Source organism: Massilia sp. 9096 (assembly GCF_000745265.1).
GTDB lineage: Bacteria > Pseudomonadota > Gammaproteobacteria > Burkholderiales > Burkholderiaceae_D > Telluria.
In genome coordinates this window covers 654,797-671,918 of sequence record NZ_JQNN01000001.1, presented here as the reverse complement: position 1 = coordinate 671,918, position 17,122 = coordinate 654,797, and the positions used below count along the sequence as shown (strand labels likewise).

Sequence of the window (17,122 nt, the reverse complement as noted above, 5' to 3'; positions counted from 1 at the left end):
TGAATGAATGATCCGGCTCGCGCGCAGGCGTACGCGCGCGCGCCGGCGGTGTCCGATCGACCCACCAAGAAGAAGGAGAAAGCGATGTCGGCGTCCCCACGTAACGTGCTGCGTGACCGTAACTTTGCCTGGCTGACGGGCGGCGGCGTGATTTCCGCCCTCGGCGACCAGTTCACCTTGATCGCCCTGCCATGGCTGGTGCTCAAACTTTCGCACGACCCCGCCACGCTCGGCCTGGTGCTGGCGTTGATGGGGGCGCCGCGCGCCGTGCTGATCCTGTTCGGCGGCGCCGTGGTCGACCGCCATTCGCCCAAGGCGATATTAATGCTGACCAAGTACGTCAACACGGTGCTGCTGGCCGTGCTGGCGATCCTGGTGTACAGCGGCGGCGTCACCCTGACGCTGGCGATCGCGCTGGCGCTGGGCCTGAGCCTGGCCTCGGCCTTCAGCATCCCGGCCGGCACCTCGATGCTGCCCCACGTGGTGGCGCCGGCCTGCAGGCGGCCAACGGCATGTTGATGGCGATCCGCCAGGTGACGATGCTGGCCGGGCCGCTGCTGGCCGGCCTGCTGTTCGCACTGGCCGGCTACGGCAGCGCCGGCATGCGCGATGCGCGCGGACTGGCGCTGGCGTTCGGCTTCGACGCCTTCAGTTTCGCGCTGTCGGCGTGGACGCTGGCCAAGGTGCGTCCGCTGCCGATGGCGATGGCGGCCCCGGCCACGCCGGCGCGGCCAGGCCTGTTGCTGCAGGAGGTCGGCGCCGGCATCGCCGCGGTCTGGCGCGACGCCACCCTGCGCACGGCGTTCCTGTACTGGGGCCTGTGCTCGTGCGTGGTGGGCGGCGTCCTGCAGGTGGCGCTGCCGCTGCTGGCCAGCACGCGTCTACAGGGTGCGTCGGCGCTGGGCCTGCTGGCCGGAGCGCAAGGCGCCGGTGCGCTGGCCGGCATGGCGCTGGCGGGCCTCGTCGGCAAGCGCCGGATCGGCAACCTCGGCATCACGCTGCTGCTGCTCGACGGGAGCATCGGGCTGATGGTGCCGCTGATGGGCGCGATCACGGCGCTGTGGCAAGGCATGCTGCTCCTGATGGCGATCGGGGCGCTGGGCGGCTTCGTCAACGTGACGGTGTTCAGCTGGGTCCAGCAGCGCGTGCCGAAGGCCATGCTCGGACGCACGATGAGCATCTTCATGTTCGTGGTCATGGGCCTGGCGCCGCTGGCCGCGGCGGCGGGCGGCTGGATCGCCGGACGGGTCGCGCTCGGGGCCCTGTTCGTCGGCGCCGGGCTGTTCCTGAGCGGCGCCGCGCTGCTGGCCTGGCTGTTCACGCCGATGCGGCGCCTGAGCGACCAACCGCTGCCGGCCGCGCCGACAAACTGACGAGCTCCAGTCCGACAGCGCGGCCAAGCGTGCGCGGCCACGCTGGGGGCCGCGATGGTTTAGCATGGCGGTCTTATTACGATTGGAGACCGTCCGCATGCCGAAGTTTGCCGCCAACCTGAGCCTGCTGTTCAACGAGCTGCCTTTCCTCGACCGCTTCGCCGCGGCACGCTCGGCCGGCTTCGACGCGGTCGAATTCCTGTTTCCTTACGCTTTCGAGCCGGAACAGATCGAAGCCCGCCTGCACCGTTACGACCTCGAGCTCGTGCTGCACAACATGCCGCCGGGAGACTGGGGTGCGGGCGACCGCGGCATGGCCTGCGATCCGCGCCGCATCGGCGAATTCCAGGACAGCGTCGGCCTGGCGTTGGAATACGCGCTCGACCTGGGCGTCAAGCAATTGCACTGCATGGCAGGCCGCACCCCGCCCAAGGTCTCGCAGGCGCGCGCCCACGCGACCTTCGTCGACAACCTGCGCTTTGCCGCCGGCCAGCTGGCGCCGCACGGCATCCGCCTGCTGATCGAGCCCATCAACAATCGCGACATGCCCGGCTACTTCCTGACCCGGAGCGCCCAGGCCGCCGCCATCATCGCCGAGTGCGCGGTCGACAACCTGTTCCTGCAGTACGACGTCTATCACATGCAGCGCATGGAAGGCGACCTCGCCAATACACTGCGCGAACGGATGCCGATCATCCGCCACATCCAGATCGCCGACGTGCCGGGCCGCCATGAGCCGGGCAGCGGCGAAATCAACTACCCCTTCCTGTTGCGCCTGCTCGACGAGCTCGGCTATGAAGGCTGGGTCGGCTGCGAATACATTCCCGGCGGCGACACCGTGGCCGGCCTGGGCTGGCGCGGAGTCGAGACCGCGCGCCCGGCCACGCCTATCGGCGCCATCGCCGACGTCGGCTAACTTGACTATTAGCAATATAGCTCGGCAGCATTTTTGAAAAAATGGGACTTTTCCGCCACGGCCTGGCGCCGTCGAGAAAGGACCCATGGAACTTCGCCGCTTCTTCACACCGTTCATCTTCGCGCTGAGCCTGTCGCTCGGCCTGGCGCTGGCCGGCTGCGCCAGCCCCGAGACCGTCAGCCTGTCGGAAGTGCGCCAGTTCGCCGATGCGTCCGCCAAGCTCGGCGGCTATGGCGAACTGTCGAAACGCTACCGCGACACCTACGCGCGCGAACAGCCCTACCTGTCGCCTGCGGTCGACAAGATCGCCAAGGAGAACGATGCCCGCCGCAAGGCCGTGTACGCCGATTTCGTCAGCATCCAGAAAGCCGTGGTGCTGTACATGCAGACGCTGGGCGTGCTGGCCGGCGCCACCCGCTACGATCTGTCGGCCCAGGTCGACGACCTCGGCGCGGGCTTGCAGGCCAACGTCGATGCCGGCGTCGAGCAGCGCCACGTCGCCGCCTACACCAGCGTCACGCGCCTGCTCACGCGCGTGATCGCCTCGAATTACCAGAACCGCAGCGTCGAAACCATGGTCCGCGACGGCGACGCCGACATCCAGGTCCTGCTCGAGGCCATGATCGTGCTCACCAGGATGTACGCCAAGACCAACGAGAATGAGAAGAAGACAGTGCTCGGGGTGTTCGACGTCGAGATCCCGTTTTCGACCAGGAACTCGGACCGCATGCTGGTCACGCTGGCCAAGGTGCATTACCTGAACAAGGCGACCGAATACAAGCTGATCGACAAGCGCTACGACCTGGCGCTGGACGGCTTGAAGAAAGTCGCCGCCGGCCACCAGAAACTGCGCGAAAACCTCAACCGGCTGTCGAGTGAAGACGTGCGCAGGATGCTGGCCGGCTACGGCCGCGACCTGCTGTCGATCCGCGAAGCGCTGTCCGACTGAGCCGAAGGAGCCGCCATGGCAGACCCTGTCAGCAAAACCAGCACCATCACCGAGCCGGCCGGGGTGGCCGCCAAGCCGGCGCCGGCCACCCCGGCCGAAGCGCTGTCGAGCGCGCGCCAGGTCGAGGAACTGGCCGACCGCCTGTCCGCCTGCGCCGACAGCCTCCACGACCGCGTGATGCGCGACATCCGGCGTTATCCGGGCGACGTGCCGGACGCTGAACAAACCGTCGCCCGCACCCTGCTCGAGGCCGAGCAGGAACTGCGCCAGCGCGCCAACCGGCTGTATGCGGACGCCGCGGCCCGCATCGTCAGTTCGCTGGGCCAGCCGCAGCAGCACGTGATCCAGCTCACCGCCGATGCCGCCGCCAAGATCCAGGGCATCACCCGCATCGGCGATGGCATCGGCCTGGTCGCACGCCTGCTCGGCCTGGCCGCCGCCGCCGCAACCGGCCAGGTCGCGCCGATCCTGACCGCGCTCGCCGCGCTCAAGGGCCAGCTGGACGTGATCAAGCTGCACAATTCGCCCCCTGCTCCCGTCCCGGCGCCGGATGCCGGCGCCTGAGCCGCGTGCGCTTCGGCTGGCGATACCCAAGCCCCGGGTTCCGCGCTACACTGGCCCCGGGACGGACATCCGGCCAGGCCGGAACGTCCCAGGGAGAGTCCCATGATGCCCATTGCACACGCCCATTGCGGCAGCGTGTGTCCATGCGCGCGCGGTTGATGGAGCCGCCGTGGAAACGCTGAGTCCCGAGCAGCTTGGCCTGCTCAAATCGATGCTGGAACAACGCCTGGATGCGCTCGCGCACGCCGGGCCGCCGGTGGCGTCGACGCCTGCCGGCGAACTGCCGGTGTCCGAGGTCGAGACCTCGCCGCTCGACCGCGCGACGGTGCGTTTATTGAATGACTTGACGCGCGAAGCGGCCGCCCAGCGTGCGAAAGAAGCGCAGGTGCTGCGCCAGGCCTTGGCGCGGATCGAGGACGGCTGCTACGGCGAGTGCGAGGAATGCGGTCAGCCGATCGGCGCCTCGCGCCTGCTGGCCCGGCCCGAAGCGCGCCTGTGCATCGCCTGCCAGATGCGCGCCGAGCGACGCTGAGGCTCAATACATGTGCTGGCCGCCATTGATGGCGATGTTGGCCCCGGTCATGAAACCCGCGTCCGCGGACACCAGGAAGGCGACCAGCGCCGCGACTTCGTCCGGCTCGCCCAGGCGTCCGACCGGAATTTGCGGCAGGATCCTGTCCTTCAAGACCTGGGGCGACATCGCCTCGACCATCCGGGTGCGCAGATAGCCCGGCGACACCGTGTTGACGGTCACGCCGTGACGCGCCATTTCGAGCGCCAGCGACTTGGTGAAGCCGTGCATGCCCGCCTTGGCGGCGGCGTAATTGACCTGGCCGAAGGCGCCCTGCTGGGCGTTGACCGACGACACGTTGACGATGCGGCCCCAGTGCTGTGCCATCATCGGCTCGACCGCCTGCTTGCTCATGTTGAAGACGCTGTCGAGATCGGCGCGCAGCACCGCGTGCCAGTCGGCGGCTTCCATCTTGCGCAGGCTGCGATCGCGCGTGATGCCGGCGTTGTTGACCAGCACGTCGAGACGGCCCTGCTCGGCAAGCAGCTTCTGCATCATCCATTCGCAGTCGCCATAGTCGGTGACGTCGACCTTGTAGGCGGCGAAGCGGTAGCCTTCGTCGCGCTGGGCCGCCAGCCACGCCTCGGGCGCGGCATTGTCGGGCGAGAAGCTTGCCGCCACCTTGAAGCCCGCGTCATGCAGGCGCCTGCAGATTGCCGTCCCCAGTCCGCCCATTCCGCCGGTTACCAAGGCCACTCGTTTGTCGTGCATGGTCGTCGTCCTGTGATCGAAGCCGCGCGGGATGCGCGACATGAAGCACTGAGTCTAGGACGGCGACAAGGGGAACTTTTGAGCTAACTCAAACCTCCAGCGAGCTCGGGGAACGCGTGCCGATGGCGCAACAACGCCACCGTCGCCCGGTCCGCGTCTGCGGCGGCGCGCGATCGGGCGAAAACTCAATGGATGATGTCAGGGGCGCTGGACGGATCGAAATCGGCCCAGTCGCCGTCGACGATATTGCCCGTGGCGCGTTCGATCTGCTGGGCGCCGAGGCGGCGCAGCACTTCGACCGCCTGCCCTTCCTGGCCGGCGTCGTCGAAGGCGACCGCCACCAGCATGCCGGCCATGCGGTTTTCCACCGGCGCGTGGCCGCCCTGCTCGGATTCGCCGGCTTCCTTCATCTTGCTGAAGCTGAACAGCGAACCGACGTGGGCGCCGACCAGGCCGCCGACGATGGGCCCGAGCGGGCCGGTGATGGGTGAAGTAGCCGCGCCGGCCGCCACGCCGATCGCGGCGCCGCCGGTCGCACCCTGGGCCACGCCGGCGCCGGTTTCCTTGGCGCCGGGCGATTCGATATGGTCGCCGCCGATCGGGGTCAGGTCGTGCTGGCCGGGTTGGCTCAGGTAGAAACCGCTGATGCGGTCGCTCGAAAAACCGGCGTCCACCAGCGCACGGCGCGCCTGGTCGACTTCATCCTGAAGCTGGAAGTGCCCTGCGATGATCGTGGACATGTTGAACTCCTCCTGCATCGAAAGTATCCGCAGCATGCGCCCGGATCGACATTGACTCTGTTCGCAAACGCACGCAGCTCAGCCATGCCACCGGCAAGGTCCTTACTGCCACTGTCCATAGACCACGCCGGCATACGCGGGTTCCTGGCGCGGCGCCATCATCCACGCGCGCGGGTCGACCCGGTAGTATTTCTGGAATTCGTGGTACAGCTCGGGGTGGCGCTCGGCCAGCGCGTGCGGCTGCTCGAAAAAGGTTTCGGTAGCGACCGCGAAGAATTCCGCGGGGCTGGTGGCGCCGTAGGGATCGAGCACGTCGCGGTAGCCGAAATAGGTATCGCGGCGCAGCAGCTCGAAATCGCGCGACAGCGTCTGGGACCAGCTGCGGTAGCGTTCCGCGCTGCCGAGATACGGCGCGCCATTGTTGCTGCCCGACTCGCTGTCGAGCTGGTGCGCGAATTCGTGCAGCACCACGTTGTGCGTGCCCTCGGGCGGCAAGCCGGCGCGGCGCACGTGCTCCCAGGACAGGATCACGCGGCCATCGCTCCACGACTCGCCCAGCAGATCGTGGCGCGTTTCGCTCACCACGCCGGCCTCGTCCTGCTGGCGGCGCGGCACCAGGAAGGCGCCCGGATAGACCAGGATCGTGCGCAGTTCGGGATAGACCCGCGCGTCCCGGCCTGTGCGTCCGACCAGCAGCAGGCAAGCCTGGGCGGCGATCGTCACGCGCATTTCCTGCGTAAGCTCCAGCCCGGCGCAGCCGACGAAACGCTTCTGGTGCAGGAACTGCTTGACCAGACGCTGCAGCTGCCCACGCAGGGCCTCGGGCATGCCGAGGTATTGCGCGACGTTGCGCTCGATGATGGCCAGTTCGCTCGGGTCCAGCGGCCGCGCCAGGGCCGCGTTCAGGCGGCGGCGTGGCAGCCACCAGGCCAGCAGCAAGGCGCCGGCCAGCACGACATAGGCCAAAGCGGCTTCCATCAGAAGCTGGTGGGTGCGAAATGCGCTTCCACGGCATCCAGGCCGCCGATCAGCCGGCCACCCATGAACACCTGGGGCCAGGTAGTCCCGCCCGAGACCGCCCGCAATACGCTGGTATTGATCTTGTGGTCTTGCGGAATATCGGTAAACGCGATGCCGCGCGCCTTGAGCAATGCTTTTGCGCGCGCACAGAACGGACAGCCCGGTTTGGAAAACATCACGACCGGCTCGGGCGGCACGGCGTCCGGGTTGACGTGCTTGAGCATGGTGTCGGCGTCCGACACCTCGAACGGATCGCCTTCCTTGTCGGGCTCGATGAAGATTTTTTCGATGACGCCGTCGCGCACCAGCATCGAATAACGCCAGGAGCGCTTGCCGAAGCCGAGTTCGCGCTTGTCGACCAGCATGCCCATGCCCTCGGTGAAGTCGGCGTTGCCATCCGGGATCATGGTGATATGGTCGGCTTCCTGGCCGCCCTTCCAGGCATTCATCACGAAGGCGTCGTTGACGGCGATGCAGACGATCTCGTCGACGCCGTTCTCGCGCAGCACGCCGGCCAATTCGTTATAGCGCGGAAGGTGCGACGACGAGCAGGTCGGCGTATAAGCGCCGGGCAGCGCGAACACGACCACGGTCTTGCCGTTGAACAGCTCGTCGGTCGTGACGTCGCGCCATGCGTTGTCGGTGCGCACCTTGAACACGGCGCGGGGAACGGGTTTTCCTTCCAGCGATGCGGCGCTCGGTAACATGCTCTCTCCTTGTTGATTTGCTTGCCATATTGGCTCGCTTATCGGTTTTTCAAGATGACTGCTTTTTCAAGAAAAAACGCCACCCGGCCGGTTGGCGGGGTGGCGTCGGCGCCCGGCTGGGCGCGGATTTGGGTGGCGCGAATTACTTGGCGGTCTGGCCCGGAGCGGGGCCGAACAGCGCGGCGACCAGCGGATCGCGGGCGACCGGGCTGCGGTTCACGCGGATCGCATAGTGGGTGTCATCGGCCAGGATGTGGAAGTGGCGGCCGGTGCCGGCCATGCTCTGCTCGCGCAGGCCCGGACGCTCCTTGCGCGGGGCGGCGCCTTCGCGCTTCGGCTGGCAGATCGCGCCCAGGAAGGCCTTGACGCGATCGGGATCCGGCGAAATGCGGTACACGGCCTTGCCGAGGTAGGTTGCGGTGCCTTCGATGTAGCGCGCCAGTTCGATCACGCCGGCTTCGCGCAGGTCACGGATGTACTTGCGGGCGCCCGACGGCGAAAACTTGAGGAACCAGGCGATCTCGTCGGCCAGCATCTCGTGGGTTTGCAGCTCGCCAATCAGCTTCTGCATGTTCTCGATGCGGCGCTGGGTCGCCGACGTCGACCGCACGCGTTCGATCGGCGCCAGTGAAATGGGGGCGCGTTCGGTCGGCTGCGGCGGGACACGTTCGATCAATGCAGAGTTGCTGGAAGTGTGCACTGCGTTGAGGTCGCCTTGCACCGCATTGTGGTGAGTCGCTGCATGCATATTGGTTTGCTCCGTAAATAAAGACTGTGTTCTGGTATGGCCCGGACCGTCGTGTGCTTCGTATGACCGTTGGACAACACTTCGGTTCCGCTTAACTGGTTACAAGATTGCCTGTCGCACCACCCCCTGGTCTGTGCGCCAGACCACATTGCTAAAAATTTCTGAAAGTTATTAAACCATCAGCCCGCTCAGAGGCAAGCACATCGAAATCGATTGATGAGCTAGAAACACTGTTGAATATGAAACGCGGACTCTTTTTACGTAAATACGCAGAAATGATACAAATGCGGGCAACATTTCGCGTGTCGTGCCGTGTGGCGTTTCAATGACATGAGACGGTGCAATTATGACAATTCTCTCCGTGTTTGCGCAATTTCCATATCTCTTGGTTAGCGCAAGTACGCTGCAAATGGGGCTAATACAACAATCCCGAGCGATATTGGTAACAATCGGAAACATGCGCGGACTGTGGTATTTCTGCACACGTTGTAGAATTACCACGGCAGACGGTTCGTAGGTGCGGTACCGCACTGACCTACGGAACTGCTGACTTGTAAGCTTGGCATCAACATCTCTGTTCAGACATGCGATGTCAGTACCTTTACAACTTATGGGAGTTACCTGTGAATAATATGAAGAAGATCGCTCTGGCTGCCGCCTTCTTGTGCTCTGCCGGTTCGGCAATGGCCCAGGATACGGATATCGTGAACCCGTCGTGGTACGTTGCTCCGACCGTCGTCGGCATCAAGCCCGACCACGATTTCGTGATCGACAAGAAGCAAGCCGGTGGCGGCATCAAGTTCGGCAAGGCCGTGCACCCGCTGTGGGACATCCAGGCTGGCGCCACCTATGCTGAAGCCAACAACGGCGACTACAAGTACGGCCAGGGCCTGGTCGGCGTCGACGCGCTGCTGATGCTGTCGCGCAAAGCCTTCCGTCCGTACCTGCTGGTCGGCGTGGGCGGCGAGTACGACCACGAGCGCAATCCGATTCGCCACGCTAACGGCTGGTCTCCCTACTACACCGCCGGCGTCGGCTTCCAGGCGAGCCTGACCGACCAGTGGTCGCTGCAGGCCGACGTGCGCGAAGTGCGCAGCAACCTGCGCGACGACGACAAGTTCGGCTTCTCCAAAGCCAACACCCGCTACGTCACCGTGGGCCTGAACTACGCGTTCAGCCCGCCGCCGCGCCCGATCCCGCCGGCACCGCCGGCACCGCCGGTTGCTGAAACCCCGCCGCCGGCTCCGGAACCAGTCGCTCCGCCGCCGCCGCCGCCGGCACGCTTCGAGAAGGTGACCCTGTCGTCGACCGACCTGTTCGGCTTCGATAGCGCCACCCTGTCGATGCCGCAGCCGAAGCTGGACGACATCGCCGCCGCAATGCAGGCCGACACCTCGATCACCGACGTGGACATCACCGGCTACACCGACCGCCTGGGTTCGAGCAAGTACAACCACAAGCTGTCGCAGCGCCGCGCCGACGCCGTCAAGGCCTACCTGGTTGGCAAGGGTGTCGACGCCAGCCGCCTGCAGACCCACGGCAAGGGCGAAGAGAACCCGGTCGTGACCGACTGCCACCAGAAGAAGCGTGCAGACCTGATCGCCTGCCTGGCGCCGAACCGCCGCGTGGAAGTCGAGCAGATCACCATCGAACGCCGCGTGCAGTAATCCTGCCGATGTGGGACCATCCGGTCCCACGACGCGAAAATCGGAGCGTCACCGACGCTCCAGGGCGTAGGCCCGTGAACGCGCCTTCGGGCGCGTTTTTCTTTGGAGGAAGCCCTCATGGAAATCTTGAAACGACTACCCTCGTTGCGCGACATCTTCAAGGTGATGCGCTGCGCCGTGACCGAATGGCTGGCCCACCGCGCGGCCAGCAAGGGCGCCGCCCTCGCCTTTTACTCGCTGTTCTCGCTGGCGCCGATCCTGGTGCTGGTGATCGCCATCGCCGGCATGTTCTATGGCCAGGAAGCGGCCCAGGGTCAGATGCTGAACGAATTGCGCCGCCTGGTCGGCGAATCCGGCGCGCAAACCATCCAGGCCATCCTGGTCGGCGCGCGCAACAAGGACAGCGGCGTGATCGCCACCATCGTGGCCACGGTGCTGCTGATCGTCGGCGCGACCAGTGCCTTTTCGGAACTGAAGGACAGCCTGGACGAGATCTGGGACGTGCCGGCGCCGGCCGACGCCAGCTGGTGGGACACGATCCGCACGCGTTTGCTGTCGTTCGGCGTGATCCTGACCCTCGGCCTGCTCTTGATGACCTCGCTGGTGGTGTCGGCCGCGCTGACCATCGCCGAAAAATTCATCGGCGGGATGTGGCAGTCGGCCACCGTCATCCTCGGCTGGGTGGCGTCGGGTTTCGGCTTCCTGGTGATCGCGACCATGTTCGCGGCCATCTTCAAGCTGCTGCCGCGCATCAAGCTGTCCTGGCACGACGTGACCATCGGCGCACTCGGCACCGCCTTGCTGTTCACGCTGGGCAAATTCGGCATCGGCCTGTACATCGGCAGCAGCGGCACCGCCAACAGCTTCGGCGCGGCCGGTTCGCTGATTGCGCTTCTGCTGTGGGTGTACTACTCGGCGCAGATCTTTTTCCTGGGCGCGGAATTCGCGCGCCAGTATGCGATCCAGCTGGGCAGCCTGAAACATAAACCGGCGCCCACCGGCGGTGCCCAGGGCTGGGGCGGCGCGCAGGAGCGCCGCGTGCGCGAACGCCGCAGCGCCGGATGGACCAACCGCGGCGGCGCCGGTTCGCCGGAGCGCAGGAGCAGCGCGGCGGGCCAGCATACGGCTTGATCGCGCAATGAAAAAGGACTTCCGGGCCGGTGGCCGGGAAGTCCTGCAGGGTCCGGGTCAGGCGGCGTTCGCGGCCGTCATTCTCCCAGCAGCTCGGCCACGAACTCCATGTCTTCGACGCGCTCGGCCACGACCTTGATCACGACCACCACCGGCACGCCGAGCAGCAAGCCCCACATGCCCCACAGCCAGCCCCAGAACAGCAGGCTGACGAACACGGCTGCCGGGTTCATCTTGGCGATCTTGCCGGTCATCCAGGTGGTGACGACCATGCCGACCAGGGTGGCGATCGCCAACGAGGCGCCGCCGACCAGGATCACCATGCGCAGCGACTCGAACTGCATGAAGGCCACCAGCCCGGTCGCCGCGGTGATCAGGAGCGGGCCGAAGTAAGGCATGATGTGCGCGACGCCGGCGAAGATCGCCCATGCGCCCGGATTTTCCAGCCCGATCATGCGCAGCGCCACCCACATCAGCGCCGCCAGCACGACGTTGGTCACCAGCAGCATGAACATGTAATTCTGGATCGAGGTGTTGATGTCCTCGAGGATGTGCACCGTGACTTTTTTCTTGGTCAGCGACGGGGTCAGCTTGACCAGCTTGCGCTTGAAGGTGTCGCCCGCGAGCAGCAGGAAAAACACCAGGAACACCACCATCGTCGCCTGCGAGATGAAGCTGGCCAGGCCGACCGAGCCGGCCAGCAGCCAGTCCATCACGCGGAAGTTGCTGGCGCCCGCGGCGGACGTGACGGCGGGTGCGGTCGGCAACGGGCGATGCTGGGCGGCGGCGCGGCGCCCATCGGCGCCGGCATTGGCGGCGGCCTGCTCGAGCTCGGCGGCGGCGGCCTGCACCTGCTGGATGGTCGAGGGCTGGCCGTCCGAGGCCTCGGCCATCAGCTTGCTGACCTTGTGCGTGAGCGTGGGCAGTTCGTCGACGATGTTGAAGATTTCGCCCTGCACGCGCTGCACCGTGAATGCCATGCCGGCCAGGATCAGGCCGGTGACCAGGGTAGCGCCGATGGCGCGCTTGACGTGCCAGCGCTCGAGCCAGCGGACTACCGGGCTGAGGGTGTAGGCGATGAAGATGCCGAGCAGAAGCGGCACCAGGAAATTCTTGGCCCATTGCAGGGCGAATACGAAAGCGACGGTGGCGATGATGCCGAGCGATATGCCGCGCGCATTGACGTGCATCGGCAGGCGCAGCGTGCCATGCTGGGCGCCGAGCTCCTCGCCGGTCGGTGCGCCGGCGGGGTCGACCAGGCCGGCTGCCCGTGCGGCAGGCTCGACAGGGGCCGTGTCCGGGGCGACGGCGGGATCGGACGCCTCGGCGCTGGCCGGGCCGGATGGAGCGAGTTGCATGACAGCTTCCTGATGAAGGCCAATCGATAGGCGGCGCCCGCGCGCCGAGCCGCCGTGCAAACCAGCCGGCGGCGCAGCCATGTCCCGCTGGGCGAGACCGGGCCCGCCGCCGTCCTGGCTGGTCTTATTTTACGCGGATATCGTTTTTCACCGAGGTCACGCCCTTGACGCTGCGCGCGGCTTCGCCGGCTTTCTGGGCGGCGACCGGATCCGAGACGAAGCCCGACAGCTGCACGGTGCCCTGGTAGGTCTCGACGTTGACTTCGGTCGACTTCACGCCCGGGTCGGCGAAGATGGCAGCCTTCACCTTGGTGGTGATGGCGGCGTCGTCGACGTACTGGCCGGTGCTTTCGTGCTGGCCGTTCGACGCGCAGCCGACGACGGTGAAGGCGACGCTGGCGGTCAGGATGGCGGTAGCGATACGTTTGGTCATGTTCATGATGGACTCCTGTTGTGGATGTTAATGGTGGTGGTGCTGGTTGAGCTCAGGTGAGCTATCGTGCGAACTCGGTCTTGGCGGCCGAGACGCATTGATCCTTGGCGGCGCCGGCGAAGGCGTCGCACTTTTCGATCGCGACCTTGTAGGCCGCGGCGAGCTTGTCCTGGCGCGCTTCGTTGCGCGCCTCGATGGTCTTCTGGTCGGCCTTGGCGTCGGCCTGGGCCGCGATCAGCGTGGCCTTGGCCTGCTCCTTGCAGACATCCTTGTCGTTGCCGGTCAGCGCCGCGCAGCGCGTCTTGTCGCGGTCGTAGTTGGCGTCGGCGATGCGCATGCGCGCCCGGGTGTAGGCGTCGAGCGTATCTTCGTATTTGGCGCGCGCTTCTTCCTCGGTGCGCACGCGCGCGGCCTCGGCTTCGGCGATGCACAGGTCACGCGGATTGCCGGTCACGCTATTGCACTGCGCACGCGCACTCTTGTAATTTGCGCCGGCCGCATCGCGCGCCTGCTGATAAGCCAGCTTGGCTTGCGGCGTCGCGGCATGCACATGGCTCGCGGCCCACAGCAGCGCCGCACCGATCAGCAGAATCGAATGAGGTGATCGCATTTATTTTTCCTTTTGTTTTTCTATTTGCTACAGGTTACGTTTTACTCTGCTGTAAGAGGCTTTTCTGTACGGTGCCGAACACAAGAAATCAGGAAGGAAGAACTATGGTCCAGGCGCAACGGGGAGCGTGCGCCATCGTACAGACCCCCAATGGCTGACTGCTTAACCTGGATTTACACCTTTGCAAGGAGAACACGCCATGAAAGCCACACGCACCCTCGCCGCCCTGCTGGCGGCAAGCGCAATCCTCGGCGGCTGCGCCAGCAACAACCCGAGCTCGTATGCGGATGACGGCTACCGAAGCAACTACAACAACACGGCGTCGGCCGGCTACGGCACGATCGAATCGATCCAGCCGACCTCGGGCCAAGCCCGCACCAGCGGCGCCGGCGCGATCGTCGGCGGCCTTGTCGGCGCGCTGGCAGGCAACCAGGTCGGCAGCGGCGGCGGACGCACGGCCGCGACCGTGGCCGGCGGCGTCGGCGGCGCCCTGATCGGCAACCGCGTCGAGCAGAACCGCGATACCGAAGGCCAGCAGATGTACTCGATTAACGTGCGACTGGACAATGGCGAGTACCGCACGGTGGTGCAGGACAGCGTGTATGACCTGCGTTCCGGCAACCGTGTGCGCATCGTCGACGGCCGCGTGTATCGCTACTGATGCGCATGCAGTGATGCGTGTCCGCCTACGACAAAGCCAGCCCTCGGGCTGGCTTTGTCGTATGGCCGGCTTTGTCGTATGGCCGACTTTGTCGTATGCAAGCGCGAAGTCGGGTTTTCTCTCCGCACATAAAAAGACGGCGTCCAATCAGAGATTGCGACGCCGCTCAAGCCCCACCATATTCGTCCGGTGGACCGCGGACTCGGGTCCGCGGTCATACCGTACAATCCGCCCTTGCCGGGCATAAAGCAATGTTTCGGGCCGCGGTGTTCAACCGCTTGGCTTTAGTATGCCACTTGTTGCGCGCGTTTGCGCTGCACATACCAACCGAGTGCGCCGAGCAGCGCGGCCGCGCCGATCGCCTGCTTGCCGAGACGGCGCTTGCGGATGAAGCCCAGCGCGGTCATGGCGTACGGCGCCAGCACCGAGATGCTGGTGCCGGTCGGCTTGAGCAGGGCGTCCGCGCGCGCGCGCAAGACCCAGGTCGCGTGATCGACCACCGAGTGGAAGATCACTTGCGGCTGTGCATCGTGCTTGATCTGTGCGCGCGCATGGACAACGCCTGCGCGGTAGAACTCGGCATCGCGCAACAGCGCGCGCTTGCGCTGTTCATGCGATCCAACGTGTGCGTCCTTCATAGCTTCTCCCCTTCGATCTGGTTGGATTACAACAGCATGTCGCGGTCGTTGCGCAGTTCCTTCATCGTTTCCGGAAAGGCCAGCTTGCCCTGCTTCAGCATCGACAAGCCCTTGGCGACCAGCGCAGCGGTGATGAGGAGGAACACGATGAACATGATGAGCAGGATCTTCCAGCCCAGATCGTCCCATGCCAGCATCACGATGGTCGCGGTGCCGTAGGCCAGTGCGAACCAGGTGGCCAGCGCCGCCATCGCGAAGATGACGATCAGCTCGATCGCATGGTTGCGCACTTCGGTCAGTTCGAGCGCGGCGAGTTCCGCGCGCGAGACGATCAGGCCGAACAGGTTCTTGGCCAGACCCGTGATTCCCCCCATGAGGCCGGGGCTGTGCACGACGGTTTCTTTGGTATCCATGACTGCCCCGCTCCTTGTTATTTTCGACCGAGCACGACGCCCAACAGCAGGCCGACGCCGGCTGCAACGGCCACGGTGCGCCACGGGTTGTCTTTAACGTAGACATCGGCTGATTGCGCCAGTTCCTTGCCCTTGACCATGGCTTGATCCTGGTACTTGCCAGCCTTGCCTTGCGCCACGTCGAGCAGCTGCATGCCGCGCTCGCGCAGTTCGTCGGCTTTCTTGCCGGTCAGGGCGGCGGCGGCGTTCAGCAGCGCCTGCGCGTCCTTGACCAGGTTCTTGACTTCGCTGGAAGCGTCGTCGACGCGGTCGTTGATCGAAGAGGCGCTGGCGTTGCGGCTGAGGTTTTCTAGCATGTCGTGCTCCTTGTTATTGGTGGGTGGTGGGGTAATTTGTCGAGCTGGTTTCAAGCCAGGAAGTCGTGCATGTCGTCGGCGTGCTCTTCTTCGACGGCCATGATTTCGATCAGCATCTGCTTGGTGGTCGGGTCCTTGTCGCCGATCGCTTCGATCATCTGGCGATACGATTCGATCGCCACGCGCTCGGCGATCAGGTCGGCGCGGATCATCGCCTGCACGTCTTCCGAATCGTCGTACTCGGCGTGGCTGCGCGCGGCCAGCGTGGCCGGGTTGAAGTTCGGCGAGCCGTTCAGCTGGACGATGCGCTCGGCGATGCGGTCGGCGTGGTCCTGCTCCTGCTGGGCGTGCTCGAGGAACTCGGCCTTGACGGCGGCGGTGTCCGGGCCGCTGACGGTGTAGTAGTGGCGCTTGTAGCGCAGCACGCACAGCAGTTCGGTGGCCAGTGCGTCGTTGAGCATGGCGATGACCGATTCACGGTCGGCCTTGTAGCCCTCGGTGACGGCGCCGTCCTCGAGATTGGCGGCGGCGCGGCGGATCGCCTCGACGTCGAAGCCGTGGGCCAGGTTGCGGGTCGGTTGTTCCATGTTAAATGTGTCCTTGTTTTAAGTATGAAGATGCCGCTCAGCGCTGGGCTGCGCGCGGCGGGATCGGTGCGTTGTCGTTCGACAGGACGATCTCGACGCGGCGGTTCAGCTGGCGGTTGGCGGCGCTGTCGTTCGACGCGACCGGATAGGCCTCGCCGTAGCCGCGCGTCGCCACGCGTGCGGCCGGTACGCCCATGCCGGCGAGGGCCTGGGCCACCGCGGCGGCGCGGCGCTGGGACAGGTCCTGGTTGTGTGCGGCGCTACCAGTACTGTCCGTAAATCCTTCGACCGAGACCGTGCGGTCCGGGTTCTGCATCATGACGTCGGCCAGCTTGCGCACGCTCTGCATGCCGGCCGGGGTCAGGTCGGCGCGGTCGGTGGCGAACAGGACGTCGCCGATCGTGACGACCATGCCGCGCTCGGTTTTCTGCGCGTGCAGCTCGACCAGCAGCGCTTCCAGCCGCGCCGAGCGCTCGGCCAGCGCGGCGGCGGTCTGCTGCGCGGCCTGGGCCTGCATCTGGGCGTCGGCGGCCTGGGCCTGGGCCTGGGCTGCCTGGGCCTGGGCGTCGCGTTTGGCGCGGTCCGCCTCGGCCACGCGCACCTCGGCCTGCACGCGGTCGCGTTCGCGGCCGGCGTTGGCGATCTCGGCCTGCGCGGCCTTGGCCTTGGCCACTTCCTGCGCGCTGGCGATGCGCTGCTTGGCGATGTAGGCCAGGCGATCGATGTTGTCGAGACTGTCGCGCTTGGCCGCGGCCTGGTTGGCGGCGTCGAGCGCGTCGCTGGCCTGCTTGAACTCGAGCGCGGCGTAGCTCGACACCTGCGGGTTGTTGTTGGCGGCGACGAAGTCGGCGCGCGCCTCGTCCAGCGTCGGCGTGGTGGTCGGCATCGTGCTGCAGGCGCTCAGCACCAGGCTGGAAGCGAGCACGAGGGACGCAAGGAAGCTTGGTTTCATGGCCTTGGTTTGCATCA

Annotated in this window: 22 protein-coding genes; 9 read left to right on the top strand and 13 right to left on the bottom strand. The window is 65.8% G+C overall.

Features of this window, described 5'->3' with window-relative positions; translation table 11 throughout:
* Window positions 1-3: 3 nt before the first annotated feature.
* The 6 genes from FA90_RS27585 to FA90_RS02880 all read left to right on the top strand — a co-directional run bounded on the left by FA90_RS27585 (window position 4) and on the right by FA90_RS02880 (window position 4,334).
* Complete coding sequence (locus FA90_RS27585) at window positions 4-519, top strand: MFS transporter (RefSeq protein ID WP_307170479.1); 516 nt, start codon at window positions 4-6, stop codon at window positions 517-519.
* Window positions 513-1,373, top strand: coding sequence for a hypothetical protein (locus FA90_RS02900; RefSeq protein ID WP_307170477.1), 861 nt, complete (start codon window positions 513-515; stop codon window positions 1,371-1,373). The genes FA90_RS27585 and FA90_RS02900 overlap by 7 nt, the downstream gene beginning before the upstream one ends.
* Before the next feature lie 97 nt (window positions 1,374-1,470).
* Entirely contained in the window at window positions 1,471-2,289 is an 819-nt protein-coding gene (otnI, locus tag FA90_RS02895) for a 2-oxo-tetronate isomerase (protein WP_051971355.1), read from the top strand.
* An 85-nt stretch (window positions 2,290-2,374) separates the two neighbouring features.
* Window positions 2,375-3,238, top strand: a complete 864-nt coding sequence (locus FA90_RS02890) for a hypothetical protein (protein ID WP_036165754.1) — start codon at window positions 2,375-2,377, stop codon at window positions 3,236-3,238.
* A gap of 15 nt (window positions 3,239-3,253) precedes the next feature.
* The gene (locus tag FA90_RS02885) at window positions 3,254-3,802 is read left to right on the top strand and encodes a hypothetical protein (protein WP_156116558.1); all 549 of its coding nucleotides are present in this window, start codon (window positions 3,254-3,256) and stop codon (window positions 3,800-3,802) included.
* Between the two features lie 169 nt (window positions 3,803-3,971).
* Window positions 3,972-4,334, top strand: a complete 363-nt coding sequence (locus tag FA90_RS02880; protein WP_239700511.1) for a TraR/DksA family transcriptional regulator — start codon at window positions 3,972-3,974, stop codon at window positions 4,332-4,334.
* 3 nt (window positions 4,335-4,337) lie between these two features.
* Here FA90_RS02880 and phbB read toward each other — a convergent pair whose 3' ends face one another.
* From phbB to FA90_RS02855, 5 genes are all read right to left on the bottom strand, one after another.
* Entirely contained in the window at window positions 4,338-5,084 is a 747-nt protein-coding gene (gene phbB, locus FA90_RS02875) for an acetoacetyl-CoA reductase (RefSeq protein WP_081934031.1), read from the bottom strand.
* A gap of 185 nt (window positions 5,085-5,269) precedes the next feature.
* Window positions 5,270-5,824 carry a hypothetical protein gene (locus FA90_RS02870; protein WP_036173834.1) on the bottom strand — a complete coding sequence of 185 codons (555 nt, stop codon included), beginning with the start codon at window positions 5,822-5,824 and terminating at the stop codon, window positions 5,270-5,272.
* Between the two features lie 102 nt (window positions 5,825-5,926).
* The gene (locus tag FA90_RS02865; protein WP_036165750.1) at window positions 5,927-6,802 is read right to left on the bottom strand and encodes a zinc-dependent peptidase; all 876 of its coding nucleotides are present in this window, start codon (window positions 6,800-6,802) and stop codon (window positions 5,927-5,929) included.
* Entirely contained in the window at window positions 6,802-7,551 is a 750-nt protein-coding gene (locus FA90_RS02860; protein WP_036165747.1) for a glutathione peroxidase, read from the bottom strand. Before FA90_RS02860 ends, FA90_RS02865 begins: the two co-directional genes overlap by 1 nt.
* 142 nt (window positions 7,552-7,693) lie before the next feature.
* Complete coding sequence (locus tag FA90_RS02855; protein WP_036165745.1) at window positions 7,694-8,299, bottom strand: winged helix-turn-helix domain-containing protein; 606 nt, start codon at window positions 8,297-8,299, stop codon at window positions 7,694-7,696.
* 632 nt (window positions 8,300-8,931) lie between these two features.
* Between FA90_RS02855 and FA90_RS02850 the strand changes: the two genes are divergently transcribed.
* Both FA90_RS02850 and FA90_RS02845 read left to right on the top strand, forming a co-directional pair.
* Entirely contained in the window at window positions 8,932-9,966 is a 1,035-nt protein-coding gene (locus FA90_RS02850; RefSeq protein WP_307170472.1) for an OmpA family protein, read from the top strand.
* 165 nt (window positions 9,967-10,131) lie between these two features.
* A complete protein-coding gene (locus FA90_RS02845; RefSeq protein ID WP_373994628.1) occupies window positions 10,132-11,097 on the top strand; it encodes a YihY/virulence factor BrkB family protein in 966 nt (321 codons plus the stop codon).
* Window positions 11,098-11,174: 77 nt separating this feature from the next.
* Here FA90_RS02845 and FA90_RS02840 read toward each other — a convergent pair whose 3' ends face one another.
* From FA90_RS02840 to FA90_RS02830, 3 genes are all read right to left on the bottom strand, one after another.
* On the bottom strand, window positions 11,175-12,455 hold the full coding sequence (locus tag FA90_RS02840) for an AI-2E family transporter (protein ID WP_036165739.1): 1,281 nt from the start codon (window positions 12,453-12,455) through the stop codon (window positions 11,175-11,177).
* A 124-nt stretch (window positions 12,456-12,579) separates the two neighbouring features.
* The gene (locus FA90_RS02835; protein ID WP_036165736.1) at window positions 12,580-12,894 is read right to left on the bottom strand and encodes a BON domain-containing protein; all 315 of its coding nucleotides are present in this window, start codon (window positions 12,892-12,894) and stop codon (window positions 12,580-12,582) included.
* A 55-nt stretch (window positions 12,895-12,949) separates the two neighbouring features.
* Complete coding sequence (locus FA90_RS02830) at window positions 12,950-13,498, bottom strand: hypothetical protein (protein ID WP_036165733.1); 549 nt, start codon at window positions 13,496-13,498, stop codon at window positions 12,950-12,952.
* A gap of 199 nt (window positions 13,499-13,697) precedes the next feature.
* On the opposite strand from FA90_RS02830, the gene FA90_RS02825 reads away from it, so the two are divergent.
* Complete coding sequence (locus tag FA90_RS02825) at window positions 13,698-14,159, top strand: glycine zipper 2TM domain-containing protein (RefSeq protein ID WP_036165730.1); 462 nt, start codon at window positions 13,698-13,700, stop codon at window positions 14,157-14,159.
* Window positions 14,160-14,443: 284 nt separating this feature from the next.
* Here the strand turns inward: FA90_RS02825 and FA90_RS02820 are convergent, their stop codons facing one another.
* From FA90_RS02820 to FA90_RS02800, 5 genes are read right to left on the bottom strand one after another with little or no spacing between them, the layout of a single operon-like run.
* Window positions 14,444-14,797 (bottom strand): hypothetical protein, encoded by a 354-nt coding sequence (locus FA90_RS02820; protein ID WP_036165727.1) that lies wholly within the window; start codon window positions 14,795-14,797, stop codon window positions 14,444-14,446.
* A gap of 26 nt (window positions 14,798-14,823) precedes the next feature.
* Complete coding sequence (locus FA90_RS02815) at window positions 14,824-15,210, bottom strand: phage holin family protein (protein WP_036165724.1); 387 nt, start codon at window positions 15,208-15,210, stop codon at window positions 14,824-14,826.
* A gap of 17 nt (window positions 15,211-15,227) precedes the next feature.
* Complete coding sequence (locus tag FA90_RS02810; RefSeq protein WP_081933597.1) at window positions 15,228-15,566, bottom strand: YqjD family protein; 339 nt, start codon at window positions 15,564-15,566, stop codon at window positions 15,228-15,230.
* A 50-nt stretch (window positions 15,567-15,616) separates the two neighbouring features.
* A complete protein-coding gene (locus FA90_RS02805) occupies window positions 15,617-16,153 on the bottom strand; it encodes a ferritin-like domain-containing protein (RefSeq protein ID WP_036165720.1) in 537 nt (178 codons plus the stop codon).
* A gap of 37 nt (window positions 16,154-16,190) precedes the next feature.
* The gene (locus FA90_RS02800) at window positions 16,191-17,120 is read right to left on the bottom strand and encodes an OmpA family protein (RefSeq protein WP_156116557.1); all 930 of its coding nucleotides are present in this window, start codon (window positions 17,118-17,120) and stop codon (window positions 16,191-16,193) included.
* Window positions 17,121-17,122: the final 2 nt, after the last annotated feature.

What these genes read in the sequence shown, in the direction of transcription:
- FA90_RS27585 (WP_307170479.1), top strand. Translation starts at nt 4, where the DNA reads ATGAATGATCCGGCTCGCGCGCAGGCGTACGCGCGCGCGCCGGCGGTG.
- FA90_RS02900 (WP_307170477.1), top strand. Translation starts at nt 513, where the DNA reads ATGTTGATGGCGATCCGCCAGGTGACGATGCTGGCCGGGCCGCTGCTG.
- otnI (WP_051971355.1), top strand. Translation starts at nt 1,471, where the DNA reads ATGCCGAAGTTTGCCGCCAACCTGAGCCTGCTGTTCAACGAGCTGCCT.
- FA90_RS02890 (WP_036165754.1), top strand. Translation starts at nt 2,375, where the DNA reads ATGGAACTTCGCCGCTTCTTCACACCGTTCATCTTCGCGCTGAGCCTG.
- FA90_RS02885 (WP_156116558.1), top strand. Translation starts at nt 3,254, where the DNA reads ATGGCAGACCCTGTCAGCAAAACCAGCACCATCACCGAGCCGGCCGGG.
- phbB (WP_081934031.1), bottom strand. Translation starts at nt 5,084, where the DNA reads ATGCACGACAAACGAGTGGCCTTGGTAACCGGCGGAATGGGCGGACTG.
- FA90_RS02870 (WP_036173834.1), bottom strand. Translation starts at nt 5,824, where the DNA reads ATGTCCACGATCATCGCAGGGCACTTCCAGCTTCAGGATGAAGTCGAC.
- FA90_RS02865 (WP_036165750.1), bottom strand. Translation starts at nt 6,802, where the DNA reads ATGGAAGCCGCTTTGGCCTATGTCGTGCTGGCCGGCGCCTTGCTGCTG.
- FA90_RS02860 (WP_036165747.1), bottom strand. Translation starts at nt 7,551, where the DNA reads ATGTTACCGAGCGCCGCATCGCTGGAAGGAAAACCCGTTCCCCGCGCC.
- FA90_RS02855 (WP_036165745.1), bottom strand. Translation starts at nt 8,299, where the DNA reads ATGCATGCAGCGACTCACCACAATGCGGTGCAAGGCGACCTCAACGCA.
- FA90_RS02850 (WP_307170472.1), top strand. Translation starts at nt 8,932, where the DNA reads ATGAAGAAGATCGCTCTGGCTGCCGCCTTCTTGTGCTCTGCCGGTTCG.
- FA90_RS02845 (WP_373994628.1), top strand. Translation starts at nt 10,132, where the DNA reads ATGCGCTGCGCCGTGACCGAATGGCTGGCCCACCGCGCGGCCAGCAAG.
- FA90_RS02840 (WP_036165739.1), bottom strand. Translation starts at nt 12,455, where the DNA reads ATGCAACTCGCTCCATCCGGCCCGGCCAGCGCCGAGGCGTCCGATCCC.
- FA90_RS02835 (WP_036165736.1), bottom strand. Translation starts at nt 12,894, where the DNA reads ATGAACATGACCAAACGTATCGCTACCGCCATCCTGACCGCCAGCGTC.
- FA90_RS02830 (WP_036165733.1), bottom strand. Translation starts at nt 13,498, where the DNA reads ATGCGATCACCTCATTCGATTCTGCTGATCGGTGCGGCGCTGCTGTGG.
- FA90_RS02825 (WP_036165730.1), top strand. Translation starts at nt 13,698, where the DNA reads ATGAAAGCCACACGCACCCTCGCCGCCCTGCTGGCGGCAAGCGCAATC.
- FA90_RS02820 (WP_036165727.1), bottom strand. Translation starts at nt 14,797, where the DNA reads ATGAAGGACGCACACGTTGGATCGCATGAACAGCGCAAGCGCGCGCTG.
- FA90_RS02815 (WP_036165724.1), bottom strand. Translation starts at nt 15,210, where the DNA reads ATGGATACCAAAGAAACCGTCGTGCACAGCCCCGGCCTCATGGGGGGA.
- FA90_RS02810 (WP_081933597.1), bottom strand. Translation starts at nt 15,566, where the DNA reads ATGCTAGAAAACCTCAGCCGCAACGCCAGCGCCTCTTCGATCAACGAC.
- FA90_RS02805 (WP_036165720.1), bottom strand. Translation starts at nt 16,153, where the DNA reads ATGGAACAACCGACCCGCAACCTGGCCCACGGCTTCGACGTCGAGGCG.
- FA90_RS02800 (WP_156116557.1), bottom strand. Translation starts at nt 17,120, where the DNA reads ATGCAAACCAAGGCCATGAAACCAAGCTTCCTTGCGTCCCTCGTGCTC.